The organism is Chroococcidiopsis sp. [FACHB-1243] (assembly GCF_014696895.1).
Classification (GTDB): Bacteria; Cyanobacteriota; Cyanobacteriia; order Cyanobacteriales; family Chroococcidiopsidaceae; genus Chroococcidiopsis.
Genome location: NZ_JACJQX010000050.1, coordinates 1 through 12,764, shown reverse-complemented (window position 1 = coordinate 12,764; position 12,764 = coordinate 1). Strand labels below are relative to the sequence as shown.

General features: G+C 45.7%; 15 protein-coding genes and 1 tRNA gene. 8 read left to right on the top strand and 8 right to left on the bottom strand.

The features are described 5' to 3' along the window. Positions 1–70 precede the first annotated feature (70 nt). From pipX to H6G17_RS27260, 6 genes are all read left to right on the top strand, one after another. A complete protein-coding gene (gene pipX, locus H6G17_RS27285; protein WP_192161704.1) occupies positions 71–340 on the top strand; it encodes a transcriptional coactivator PipX in 270 nt (89 codons plus the stop codon). Beyond that, a complete protein-coding gene (locus tag H6G17_RS27280) occupies positions 337–1,011 on the top strand; it encodes a YggS family pyridoxal phosphate-dependent enzyme (RefSeq protein WP_192161703.1) in 675 nt (224 codons plus the stop codon). The genes pipX and H6G17_RS27280 overlap by 4 nt, the downstream gene beginning before the upstream one ends. A gap of 376 nt (positions 1,012–1,387) precedes the next feature. After that, positions 1,388–1,951 carry a cell division protein SepF gene (locus H6G17_RS34875; protein WP_015153756.1) on the top strand — a complete coding sequence of 188 codons (564 nt, stop codon included), beginning with the start codon at positions 1,388–1,390 and terminating at the stop codon, positions 1,949–1,951. A gap of 97 nt (positions 1,952–2,048) precedes the next feature. Next, complete coding sequence (proC, locus tag H6G17_RS27270; RefSeq protein ID WP_192161702.1) at positions 2,049–2,930, top strand: pyrroline-5-carboxylate reductase; 882 nt, start codon at positions 2,049–2,051, stop codon at positions 2,928–2,930. A 196-nt stretch (positions 2,931–3,126) separates the two neighbouring features. Next, a complete protein-coding gene (locus H6G17_RS27265) occupies positions 3,127–5,796 on the top strand; it encodes a DEAD/DEAH box helicase (RefSeq protein ID WP_192161701.1) in 2,670 nt (889 codons plus the stop codon). A gap of 13 nt (positions 5,797–5,809) precedes the next feature. Continuing rightward, a complete protein-coding gene (locus tag H6G17_RS27260) occupies positions 5,810–6,046 on the top strand; it encodes a toxin-antitoxin (TA) system antitoxin (protein ID WP_192161700.1) in 237 nt (78 codons plus the stop codon). Positions 6,047–6,096: 50 nt separating this feature from the next. Here H6G17_RS27260 and H6G17_RS27255 read toward each other — a convergent pair whose 3' ends face one another. The 8 genes from H6G17_RS27255 to H6G17_RS27220 form a co-directional block, all read right to left on the bottom strand. Then, complete coding sequence (locus H6G17_RS27255; protein ID WP_192161699.1) at positions 6,097–6,666, bottom strand: plasmid pRiA4b ORF-3 family protein; 570 nt, start codon at positions 6,664–6,666, stop codon at positions 6,097–6,099. Next, entirely contained in the window at positions 6,621–6,779 is a 159-nt protein-coding gene (locus tag H6G17_RS27250) for a hypothetical protein (protein WP_192161698.1), read from the bottom strand. The genes H6G17_RS27255 and H6G17_RS27250 overlap by 46 nt, the downstream gene beginning before the upstream one ends. 96 nt (positions 6,780–6,875) lie before the next feature. Further along, positions 6,876–7,262 (bottom strand): hypothetical protein, encoded by a 387-nt coding sequence (locus H6G17_RS27245; RefSeq protein ID WP_192161727.1) that lies wholly within the window; start codon positions 7,260–7,262, stop codon positions 6,876–6,878. 65 nt (positions 7,263–7,327) lie between these two features. After that, the gene (locus H6G17_RS27240) at positions 7,328–7,930 is read right to left on the bottom strand and encodes a VWA domain-containing protein (protein WP_192161697.1); all 603 of its coding nucleotides are present in this window, start codon (positions 7,928–7,930) and stop codon (positions 7,328–7,330) included. Between the two features lie 109 nt (positions 7,931–8,039). Next, a tRNA-Asn gene (locus H6G17_RS27235) sits at positions 8,040–8,111 on the bottom strand. An 87-nt stretch (positions 8,112–8,198) separates the two neighbouring features. Then, positions 8,199–8,750: an NYN domain-containing protein gene (locus H6G17_RS27230; RefSeq protein ID WP_192161696.1), complete on the bottom strand. Its 552-nt coding sequence runs from the start codon at positions 8,748–8,750 to the stop codon at positions 8,199–8,201. Between the two features lie 125 nt (positions 8,751–8,875). Continuing rightward, the gene (locus H6G17_RS27225) at positions 8,876–9,544 is read right to left on the bottom strand and encodes an ABC transporter ATP-binding protein (protein WP_192161695.1); all 669 of its coding nucleotides are present in this window, start codon (positions 9,542–9,544) and stop codon (positions 8,876–8,878) included. Between the two features lie 15 nt (positions 9,545–9,559). Continuing rightward, complete coding sequence (locus H6G17_RS27220) at positions 9,560–9,829, bottom strand: hypothetical protein (RefSeq protein WP_192161694.1); 270 nt, start codon at positions 9,827–9,829, stop codon at positions 9,560–9,562. A gap of 139 nt (positions 9,830–9,968) precedes the next feature. Here H6G17_RS27220 and H6G17_RS27215 point away from each other — a divergent pair, with 139 nt between their 5' ends. Further along, positions 9,969–11,102, top strand: coding sequence for an AI-2E family transporter (locus tag H6G17_RS27215; protein ID WP_192161693.1), 1,134 nt, complete (start codon positions 9,969–9,971; stop codon positions 11,100–11,102). Between the two features lie 77 nt (positions 11,103–11,179). Continuing rightward, entirely contained in the window at positions 11,180–12,358 is a 1,179-nt protein-coding gene (locus H6G17_RS27210; RefSeq protein WP_192161692.1) for an AI-2E family transporter, read from the top strand. Positions 12,359–12,764 lie beyond the last annotated feature (406 nt).

Below are 12,764 nucleotides of genomic sequence, written 5' to 3'. Positions count from 1 at the left end.
AATTACAAATTTAGACAATCAATATACTTCACTGCCATAAAATACATGTTTTAAGCTGCGATCGCTGTTGATGAATACAGAAAATTATTTGAATCATCCTACATTTGGATTGTTATACCGCATCTGCCTTTTGGAAGAACATCAAGAACTTTTCACCACTCTCTACGCCCAGCGCTTATTTTTTTTGGTGACGCTTGAAGCTTCAGGGATGAAATTCGAGCCAGTGGGTCGTTCTGAAGCACGTTTACTATTGGAGACTCGACTGCGGTTATTACGTCGTAACGGTCAATATCAGGAGTACGATCGATTACAGAAGACTTTGCAAGCCACCTTCCAATGACCAATCAGATTGCCGAACGTATTGCGCTTATCCGTCAACAACTACCAACTACCGTCCGGTTAATCGCCGTTACCAAGCAGGTATCCGTAGAGGCGATGCGAGTAGCATATCAAGCCGGAATTCGGGATTTTGGCGAAAGTCGCATTCAAGAAGCCGCTAGCAAACAGCAACAATTACAAGATTTACCAGATATCACTTGGCACTTGATTGGTAGTTTGCAAAGCAACAAAGCCAAAAGAGCTGTAGAACTTTTTCAATGGATTCATTCTCTCGATAGCTTAAAGTTGGCTCAACGTCTAGACCGACTGGCACAAGAGTTATGTTGCCGTCCTCAAGTGTGTTTGCAGGTCAAGGTTCTCAGCGATCCGAATAAGTCTGGTTGGACTATTCCCGACTTGTTAGCCAGCTTACCAGAATTAAATCGCTGTCACAACCTGCAAATCGAAGGCTTGATGGCAATTCCACCTTTAGATTTGAATGATGCCGAAATTCTCAATCTCTTCGAGCAAACTCGCGATTTGGCTGACAAAATTCGGCAGCAACACTGGTCTAATCTTCAAATGCACCAGCTATCAATGGGAATGTCTGACGATTACCAATTAGCTGTACAAGCTGGGGCAACGATGGTACGTTTAGGACGGATAATTTTTGGCGATCGCGTTTATCAGTGACCAGTGACCAGTGACCAGTGACCAGAGATCGGTTGACTTCTCAGATAATTCTTAGTCCTCAGTTTCTAATTTATTATTTCGCATGTTAAATAACCTTTGGAAGAAAAACCAAAGTGAATATTAAAAATTTCCGACAAATAGAATTGTCAACTGTATACTGTGAAGTCAAAATCCTAGCTGAGAAATAGCCGAAAGTTGTAAATTAGACTACAAAAAAGGCAATTTATCAAATTTCAAGAATTGCTAAGATTCGCAGTGAAACCTCAAAAAGGCGGATAACATGAACCCCAACTTCTTAAATCATTGCTGATTTAGTAGTTGCTTGAAACGGTTTTTCCTACTAGATTTGTAGCGTGTAACGTTAAGGGAGAGTGAAGTGAGTACGTTTTCTAAGCTAAAGCATTGGCTCGTTGGTACTAACGAAGAGTACGAATACGAAGACGAATTCGATGATATTGAAGAATCAGGGGATGAGGCATACTCACCCGAACCTACCCCTGTACCAGAAAAAGAAACGCGCCAGCAGCGTCGCTGGAATCAAGTTAACGCAGGTGGTAAAGGGAATGTAATTGATATGCATGGAGCATTGAACGGTAATTACGAAGTAGTTCTGATGGAGCCGCGTTCCTTTGAGGAAATGCCACAAGCCATTCAAGCTCTGCGCGATCGCAAGATGGTGGTGTTAAATTTAACAATGATGGAACCAGACCAGGCACAACGCGCTGTGGATTTTGTGGCTGGCGGAACCTACGCGATGGACGGACATCAAGAGCGAGTGGGTGAAAGCATCTTCCTGTTTACACCGCTATGCGTTCAAGTCACAACTCCAGGAACTCTGGGTCACGACCTTCCACAAGCCGTACCTACACGTCCCCAGCGCATGAGCGCACCCGCACCCGCATGGACGGCTGAATCGACTAGAATAGCTCAGTCTGGCTAAAATACGGTTCTTCAGCTCCTAGACGGTCAATCGTCATCAGTCATGAGTCATTGGTTACAAACATCAATAAATACAAATGACAAACGACAAATGACACATGACAAAACAGACTGATAGCTATGAGCCGATCGCTATGGAAAAATCGTCAATTAAGTTAGGTATTATTGGTGGCGGGGTAATGGGAGAAGCCATTTTATCCCGCCTTATTAGTGGGCAAATTTATCAACCTCTAGAAGTCATAGCCAGCGAACCGCAGCCGTCACGTCGCAATTTTTTGCAGCAACAATATGGCATTCAAGTAACAACAGAAAATGCCAAAGTCTTATCGGCAGATACAGTTGTATTGGCAGTAAAACCGCAGATATTTGCAGCAATTAGCCAAGACTTAACAGATGTATCCAGTAGGGGCGCACAGCTGTGCGCCCCTACTACAACACAATTGCCGTTGATAATTTCCATCATGGCAGGCGTAACCTTACAGCAGCTAGAGAAGGCTTTTCCGCAATTACCAGTGATTCGGGCAATGCCCAATACCCCTGCTACAGTTGGCGCAGGTATGACAGCGATCGCTCTAGGCGATCGCGCCAGCGACGTTCACAAACAAATTGCCCTGCAACTCTTTTCAGCAGTAGGAGAGGTCGTAGAAGTTTCAGAGTCGCTAATGGATGCCGTTACGGGACTTTCTGGTTCGGGTCCGGCTTACGTAGCCATCTTAGTAGAAGCATTAGCCGATGGTGGCGTAGCCGCAGGCTTACCCCGAAATATTGCTAACCAACTCGCCCAGCAAACCGTCAAAGGCACGTTGCAACTCCTGCAAGAAACAAGCATTCACCCAGCCGAATTAAAAGATCGCGTCACTAGCCCCGGCGGAACGACAATTGCTGGAGTATCAGCCTTAGAAAAAGCAGGCTTTCGTTCTGCCCTAATTGAAGCCGTAGTCACCGCAACTAGGCGATCGCGAGAACTGGGAAATCAGTGACCAGTGAAGAAAGGGTGTGGGGTGTGGGGTGTAGGGTGTGGAGATGTTAAATTTCTTTCTCCGCGACTCTCCCTCAGCTCTCTTGTCTCCCTCAGCTCCCTCAGCTCCCTTGTCTCCCTCAGCTCTCTTCTCCCCTGCTCCCTAAATTTCCAAGATTGGTTACTCTATTAATAAAGGGTGTTGCATAAATTCTTGAGTGAAAATTCCCCAACTGCAAACTGACCTAAATCTAGAGAGTATTTTTCCGTTTGAGCTGGATGAGTTCCAACGACAGGCGATCGCGGCACTGAATGCCAATCGCTCTGTAGTTGTATGTGCGCCTACGGGTTCTGGCAAAACTTTAATTGGGGAATACGCGATCTATCGCGCCCTCTCTAGAGGCAAGAGAGTTTTTTACACTACGCCGCTCAAAGCGCTATCGAATCAAAAATTACGCGACTTTCGCAACCGCTTTGGGGCAGATTTAGTTGGATTATTGACAGGCGATGTTTCGATCAACCGTGATGCACCAATCTTGGTGATGACTACGGAAATTTTTCGTAATATGCTCTACGGTACTCCCATTGGTGAAGTGGGAACATCCCTTGAAGGCGTAGAAGCGGTGGTTTTGGATGAATGCCATTACATGAACGATCGCCAGCGGGGGACAGTATGGGAAGAATCTATCATTTATTGTCCGCCAGATATTCAATTGGTGGCACTTTCAGCCACGATCGCCAATAGCGACCAACTGACAGATTGGATCTGTCGCGTTCATGGACCCACAGAGCTAATCTATTCTGAATTTCGTCCCGTTCCGCTCGAATTCTATTTTGGCAATCCTAAAGGAATATTTCCTTTACTCGATTCCAAGACTGGAAAAATCAATCCGCGACTGCGACCGAAAAAGGGTAGTAGCGACAGAAAGCAGGGACCCAGACCGGAAACTCCTAAGTTAATTGACACCGTGGGGCATCTCTACTCTAGAGATATGCTACCAGCCATTTACTTTATTTTTAGCCGTCGGGGATGCGATAAAGCCGTCGAGGAACTAGCAGGCGTAACGCTAGTTAATCCAGAAGAAGCGGCTCAACTCAAAATCCAAATTGATGAATTTTTGCGCCGCAACCCAGATGCAGGACGTGTCGGACAAGTAGAACCTCTCTATCGCGGTATTGCCGCTCACCACGCGGGTATATTACCAGCCTGGAAGGGGTTAGTAGAAGAATTGTTTCAGCAGGGTTTAATTAAAGTTGTCTTCGCGACTGAAACCCTAGCGGCAGGAATTAATATGCCAGCGCGGACGACAGTAATTTCTACCTTATCCAAACGTACAGATCGCGGACACCGCTTGCTCAATCCTTCCGAATTCTTGCAAATGGCAGGACGCGCCGGACGGCGAGGTATGGATAAGCTCGGTCACATCGTCACTTTGCAAACGCCATTTGAAGGCGCGAAAGAAGCTGTATATCTAGCCACTGCTAAACCAGACCCGCTAGTGAGTCAGTTTGCTCCCAGCTACGGCATGGTGTTAAATCTGCTGCAAATTCATAATTTAGCAGAAGCGAAAGAGCTGATCGAGCGTAGTTTTGGGCAGTATCTCGCCACATTGTATTTGAAACCCCAATACGATGCGATCGCCGAGATGGAAGATCGACTTGCCGACTTGCAAACTCAAATGCAGTCGGTCGATGAGGATCGGTTAAATCATTATGAGAAATTGCGACAACGGCTCAAAGTCGAACGCCAACTCTTGAAGGTACTGGAAGAACAGGCATTAGAGGCACGACTAGAGCAATTGAGCCTGACGATTAATTTTGCCATGTCGGGTACGTTATTGAGTTTGCGCGGCAAGCATGTCCAAACATCAACGCCCATCCCAGCGGTGTTGGTAGCGAAAATTCCTGGTTCGGGACAAGCACCTTATTTTATTTGTTTGGGTCGAGATAATCGCTGGTACGTAGCAGCTAGTAGCGATATAGCAGATTTATTTGCCGAAATTGCTCGATTAGATATTCCCGAACATCTGATGCCGCCTGTAGAAATGCCACTCAAACCAGGGCAAGCGCGTAAAGGGAATGAAGAAACAGCAACAATTGCGGCACAAATTCCCGACCTACCTCCGTGGCACGCTGCACCGGAGGTTTTAGAACAGCAACACCGAGTTGTTGCCGTACAAGAGCAACTAACAGCCCATCCTTTGCATCATCTAGGCAATCCCGCTAGTATTCTCAAACGGAAGACTAGAATTGCTCAACTGCAAACAGAAATTGAGGAAAGACAGGCAGAGTTAGAACGTTACGCCCACCGTCACTGGGAAGAATTTCTGCACTTAATGGAGATTTTGCAGCGATTTGGGGCTTTGGACGATCTTACGCCAACCAACTTAGGCAAAGTTGCTGCTGCTGTCAGAGGAGATAACGAACTGTGGTTGGGTTTAGCCCTTGCCAGTCGCGAACTAGACAATCTCGCTCCCCATCACCTTGCTGCGGCGATCGCGGCGCTAGTCACGGAAACACCCCGCCCTGATAGTTGGGTACGCTATCTCTTATCAGAAGAAGTCGATATTGCCTTGGCGAGTATCCGTCCGATTCGGCGACAGTTATTTCAATTACAGCGGCGCTATAACGTCACAATTCCAATTTGGTTGGAATACGATTTAGTAGCTTTAATCGAGCAGTGGTCGCTAGGCGTAGAATGGACGGAATTATGTGCTAATACGAGTTTAGATGAAGGTGATGTCGTCAGATTGCTGCGCCGAACGTTAGATTTACTCTCTCAAATTCCTCACGTTCCATTTTTGTCAGAATCTTTACGTCGCAATGCTTATCGGGCAATTCAACTGATGGATCGTTTCCCAGTTAACGAAGTACTCGAAGAAGAATAAAAAATTGATAGATATGACCACAAAAACTGTTGACATTCGCGAGATGCAGGCACAGCTTTCAGAACTAATATTATTAGTATCTGCTGGCACTGAAATTATTTTGACCGATGGTAGTAAGCCGTTGGCTCGTCTGTTACCATTTGCTAGCGATTCTGCCTCACGTATAGCACGGTTACATACAGGCGCAATTCAAACTAGTGACGATTTTGATGACCTACTTCCTGACAATTTTTGGGCTAAAGATAATTGAAAGTAATGCTCGATACTCATACTTTCATTTGGTGGGATAGCGAACCTGCTTCAGCGAATCCGCTTCAACTGTTGATTTATTTCGTCTAGATAGAAGGCTTCGGGATCGAACGCACCACCAACCCATTCCAACATCGATTCATGTTCCGAATGGTTTGGATCTTGAATTGCTTCTAAAAATTCTGCATAACCCCAAACTCCACCGCAGTCCTCTGGCGGACAGGCGCGTTTACCTGTTAAACACAGCGGATAGTGCGTCTGCGGTTCGGCTGGCAGTACTTTCTCGACTAAAATTTCATGCTCCCAAGAATCGCCCATGTCATAGGTATAGTGGAATTTGAACTTTTCCCCAGGCGCGACTTGGCTTAACTTCGCCGTCCGTTCGTTCCGCATATCAAGATCGTAGTCTGGCATCGGTTGCCCGTATTCTACGCCTTGAATTGTGAAAGCATGAAGATGAGAATTTGTCCAGCCCATCACCTCTTGAATAATTCGATGCAATTTAGCCAGGGTGATGTTGCTGTAGATTTGGACTCGTCTCCAAATTGGCGGACGTAAATCTTGAAGCGTTATTTTCAGCTGATAAACCGATCGCTCTGTTGTTGGCTTGCGAGGTGGCATGGCTGAGGCAGAGAATTCAACAATATATCTAGCAACAAGGCATAGTTTTCTGCTTCTAACGGTTCTCTATTATCCCATGCTTGCGGAAGGGCGATCGCAAGAGATTTTGTCACACAAAGACGCAAAGGCGCAAAGAGGGATAATGGACTCGCTTTGCGCCTCTGCGCCTTTGCGCGACATTTTAAATAAAGCTTTTCCAAATAACAATCTTACCCAGAATTTTCCAACAGATAATCAATTGCTGCTGCTAATTTAGACTCGTATTTCTCCGCAAATCGCTCAAACCACAATCCCTCAGGAGAAAACGGATCTAACTTTTCTAACCACACTTGAGCCGTTTTTTTCAACTCTTCTCGTTTTTCTTGCTGAAGTTGCTGTTGTTTTAGTTGTTCGGCTTTTAATTGTGCTTGTCTAATTTGCTCTTGTTCGCGATCTTGGCGATCGTAATCAGATTTTACTTGCTCTAATAAGCGATCGATCGCCCCACTCGATTTAGCTGTAGAAAAACTTTCTACTGGTGGCTGAGGACTAGGTTTTGCAGGATACTTTTCATTTTCAGCTTTGAGTTGAGATAGCAGGCGATCGATCTCATCCATATATATTTCCTCTTCTGCCCTCAGCCTTCTCCCTTGTTTCAGCAAGCCGCGATCGCCATTTTAGCTCAATCGCCGATTGCGTTTAATAGCACTTCTGATAAACTCATATCTTCTAAGTCATCCAACGTCACCGTGTCGCAGATATCAAATTTAGCACCAACTCCCTGCAATTGATCGTCTAAAGCTTGGAGAAATTTAGTGGCTTGCGGATCGGAACCAACTTGAATCATTGAAATAGCCAGTTCTTCATCCCGTTCCATCTGACGGGTAGCATTGATGATAACTTCAAACACCGCACGGCGATCGTCTGGTTCTCCATCAGTGACAACGACAATCGTTTCCCCCTCTGGTTTTGTCTGTCCTTTGGCTTTGCGTTGAAAGTAGTTATTGGTTGCATCTTGCAGCACAGATGCTAAATTCGTCGTCCCCACCGGATCGTTTTCTAAAAAGATTTGAGAGACTTTCGCCGAAGTTACATCATCATAACGCTTAAATTTACCGGAAAAAACATACACGGTAATACCATCAGGATCGAACTGTTCGCACTTTCGCGCCACTGCTAAGGTAGACTCTTGAGCAACTTCCCATCTACTTTTACCCCCTTGTTGGTCGGGAGTGGACATACTGCCGCTTTTGTCAAGAATTAAAGTGTAGTCGCGGTCTTTCATGCTAGACTCTCCTATGCTCAGCTGCGTCTAGTCTAGCCGCCGATCGCTTTTCCGTCAGCTGTTTTAATTCAATGAAACAGCCGAAGCTCTTCGAGAATAGCTTAATTAACTCCCCAGGTAAGATTCGAACTTACGACCAATCGGTTAACAGCCGACCGCTCTACCACTGAGCTACTGAGGATTGCGAATATTTATAATAACCCTTATAAACAGGTTTTGCAAGTCCCTGACTAATTTTTTTGAGAATTTGTTTTCTGTCGCACCAAATTTACAAGCCAAAACGCATTTTAGCTAGCTTTTGTCGCGCTTTCGGGTCGATCGCCGAAGCCAGAAATCTCCCTGATGATTGTTTGCCTTGTTTGTGTTTGCGGCGCGATCTCATCGTAGCCGTCTCAACTTCCTGTCTCAGTTGCAATGCTGAGAGCCATTCCGCACCGTAACCCATTACAGTTAGTTGCTGAGCGCGATCGGAGGTAGCAACAATCAAACGGGAACAGAGCGAGCGATTTAAATACTGCCTGTAGTATGCCGCGCAGATTCTTTCTATATATGTGTCTGCCGTTTCGCCGAAATTAGTGTAGTATACAGATAGATTTTCTGTTTTGACTTCTTGAGTCCCAATAGTCTGCTGATACTGAGCGTCAAAAACAATTTGAGTACTTAATCCCTTAAAAGCACTGTAACTAATTAAAGCTTCTGCCAACTGCCACCGCGCTGCCTCTAATCCGTCGCGATCGCGGGCTATTTTCAGGTGTTGCCAAGCGCCAATGATGTTGTAGCCGTCTACTAGCAAAACAGGTTGAGTCGAAGGGGGTGACATGGTTCGCTGTGAATGTTACTAAATATAAAATTTATTATTCACAATTTTAATCTTTGTTTGCGTATCACGCATGACACTCAGGGGTAAATAGCAAGGGCTTGGCACTGCCAAGCCCTTGCTGTGTCCTATGCTGCGACTTCCATCAGTTTTTCTCGCAACCGTTTTGGTTCTCCCCGATCGATCAGACAGCCGCGTTCGAGTAAAAAAGCACCGTCGCAATAGTTCAACTCATCGAGACGATGCGTTACCCAAAGGGCTGTCATTCCCCGACTTTTAACCAAATTTTGCACCTGCGCCACCAGATCGAGTTGACTATCGGGATCGAGGAGGGCTGTAGGTTCGTCAAGCAACAAAACTTCGCAACGACGGGCGATCGCCCCAGCAATAGCAACGCGCTGCTTTTGTCCTCCACTCAGGGCATAAATCGGACGACGCTTTAGTTCTAATAAATTTACTGCAGCCAGCGCTTCTGTGACTCGCTGACGGACTTGGGAGATGGAGAGTTTTTCTTCCACCAACCCAAAAGCCACGTCAGCCCCCACTGTGGGCATTACGAGTTGGTGATCGGGATTTTGGAAGACAAAGCCAACTGGATGCACGATGCTAATTTGACCGGACTGAGGTGTTAACAAGTCTGCTAACAACCGCAGTAAAGTAGACTTACCGCTACCGTTGACTCCCAACAACATCCAAAACTCTCCCTTTGGTACTTCTAAAGAGAGAGATTGAAAAACTTGTTCTCCGCTAGACCAACTAAAGCACAAATCCCGAACTTGAATGGCAGATTCAGCCATTGACACCCCAGCTAGTTATTTAGATTCGGTAAAGGCAAAAAAGCCAGGGGTTTTGCCAGCAGCCGTGCTGTCTTTTTGCGAGATCTGCACCCCAGAAATTTCGGTGGTACGGACGGCAACTTTCTTTTCTGGCTGGCGATCGCACGTCAGTTCGATAATTTCTGGATTTCCACTGCGCATTGCTGCCAGAATTTGATTGTATGCTGCTTCTGCATCCGCAGTTTCCTTCCGTTGTACTGACACCGGAAAGGCTGTATTTTTGATTGTCAAGTCGATCGTGAACATTTTACCTTCAACATCGTGACTAAGCTGCTCTCATCTTAACCTTTGCAACTGAACTACCTGATGGAATCGCAAGAAAGAGGTGAGCATTGCATCTTTTGAGCGAAAATCGATCGCAGGCTGATGCTAGGTGTGAAAGGGTATGAATGGTTCCAAAAATAAATTGTGGCAATGGTTGGCGATCGCTCTGCCATTTCCTTTACTTGTATTTAATGGATGGCTGGCACTCCTAGTTTTTCAGTATTTTCAACCTCTGATCGCCATATTCGGCTTAGCAGCAGTATTAGCTTTCATTCTGAATTACCCCGTGCAGTGGCTTCAACAGCGCCAAGTACAACGCCAATATGCAGTATTCTTAGTCTTTCTCGTAGCTTTAGTCACATCGATAGCTTTAGGTATTACCTTAATTCCGCTACTTGTAGAAGAGTTAAGCGAAGGTGCGAGACTACTACCGCAATGGATTGACGCTGGAACGGCAAAGCTAAAAATGATAGACACCTGGGTAGAAACGCAGCAGTTACCTTTCGATCTGACTCATCTAACCACACAAGTGAGCGATCGCCTCCCAGATGAATTACAGTTTCTAGGCGAAGAACTAGTAATGCTAATTATTGGCACGATTGATAGCGTTTCCGAGGCAATTTTAACCGTGGTGCTAACGTTTTACCTCTTATTGGACGGCGAACGGCTTTGGCGTGGTGTTTTTGGACGTTTACCATCTCGCTGGAGCATTCCACTACAGCGATCGCTTCAGCAAAACTTTCAAAATTATCTGATCGGTCAGGTGGCACTAGCCGCACTAGTCGGTACAGCCATGACTTTAGCATTTGTGGCTTTAGGAGTCCCTTTCGGATTGCTATTCGGCTTAGGAATCGGCGCAATGACTTTAATTCCCTTTGGAGACGTTTTAAGTTTCAGCCTCGTTGGACTGTTAGTCGCCGTACATGACTTCTGGCTGGGAGCCAAAACATTAGCGGTAGCTGTAGTAGTTGACCAAATTATCGATCAAGCGATCGCTCCTCGGTTACTGGGTAGTTTTACAGGCTTAAGCCCGATAGGAGTGCTAATAGCTTTGGCAGTAGGGACTAAAATTGGGGGGTTACTAGGTTTAATCACAGCCGTTCCGATCGCGAGTTGTTTGAAAAATCTTTTCGATCTTTTCCTCCCCGTGTCAGAAGATGCTTTAAATCCCGCAGAGACATTACATTTTAAAGGGAGCAGGGGAAAGAAAGCTGAGGGAGCTGGGGGAGCTGAGGGAGCTGAGGGAGAGAATTGACTCACCACGCACACCCCACACCCTATCTACTACTAGCCACTAGCCATTAGCCACTAGCCACTCACCACTCACTAACGATGAACCGCGCCTTTTTACCGATTCAACAATTTCTGATCACTTGGCTGCTAATCTTGGTTTCAGTGTCGGTGACGCTTCGAGCCTTGGGTTATGTGGGCGAATTATTAAGTATTGTCATTAGCGCCGCTCTAATTGCCTTTTTGCTTAACTATGCTGTAGCTGGATTGCAAACTTTTTTACCCCGCACGTTAGCAGCCGGACTCGTCTACTTGGGAGCGGGATTTGTCTTTGCGATTGTCGCGTTGACTGTAGTACCGCTTGTATTTAACCAGGCGCGGCAGTTGGTGAATAACTTACCAACCATTGTCGATTCGGCTCAGGAACAATTAAATACTTTTCAAGCCTGGAGCGCTCAATATAACTTACCCTTTGATGTCCAGTTGCTTGTATCGCTGTTATTGGATCGGCTGCAAACCCAGGCTGAAGCGATCGCAGTTAAAAGTCTAGGCTTGGCGATCGGTACGTTTAATTGGTTTTTAGACGCAATTCTAATTTTAGTCCTCTCCTTCTACATGCTGATTGATGGGGAACGGGTGTGGAATAGTTTGACGAGTATCCTCTCGCCTCAAATTCGCTCTGGCTTAACTGCTGCCTTGCAACGCAATCTCCAGCGCTTTGTCTCAGGACAGCTTTTGCTAGGGTTATTTATGGCTGTCACGCTCACCATCGCTTTTTCAACACTGCGAGTGCCGTTTTTCCTCTTATTCGCCGTTTTTATTGGCTTAACAGAAGTTATTCCTTTTATTGGTGCGACTTTAGGTATTGGTACGGTCGCGATCGTAGTTGCTTTTATCGACTGGTGGCTTGCGCTTCAGGTTTTGGCGATCGCAGTTGCCCTACAACAAATCAAAGATAATTTAGTTGCACCTCGGATTATGGGTAATCTGACGGGTTTATCGCCCGTGGCTATTTTCATCTCTCTATTACTGGGGGCGCAATTGGGCGGATTTTTAGGTGTGATTCTCGCCATTCCCCTAACTGGAGTCGCAAAAAGTTTGGCAGAAATTGTTCTCGATCCAACTCTACCACCCCAAACGGGGTCTTTCTTCCACAATCCTTTTGCTGATGATGTCGATGCAGATGCTGAGGTTGATGGTATGACTTCAACCAAACGTTTCTCAGAAATGGAAGATCTAAGTGTGACAGCTGCGGCAACTGAACCAAGGAAAAACTTATAACTTGAAGTAAATTAATAAAATTATCCAATCATATCTTCCAAATGATACGCCCTTAGACGGGTTTAAATAGGCGTTCCATCTTGCTAGAGACAGGAAAAAACCTGCAATCTGGCGATCGAATTCATTCAATTGGGGTGTTGCAATTTACCAGTCAGTTGTACAAATAATAATTAGAGTGAGTTAAGATTCGTAAAGTGAGTTTACAACTCGGTCTGTTTTCTGCCTAACGTGAAAGTAAACGCTTTTAAAGTTGGGCGTAAAGCTCGCAAAAAAGTAATCATAAGAAGATTTGGAGATTTGTCCTCATGACAATTGCAGTAGGACGCGCACCGAGTCAAAGAGGATGGTTTGACGTTCTCGACGACTGGCTCAAGCGCGATAGATTTGTATTCGTCGGCTGGTCAGG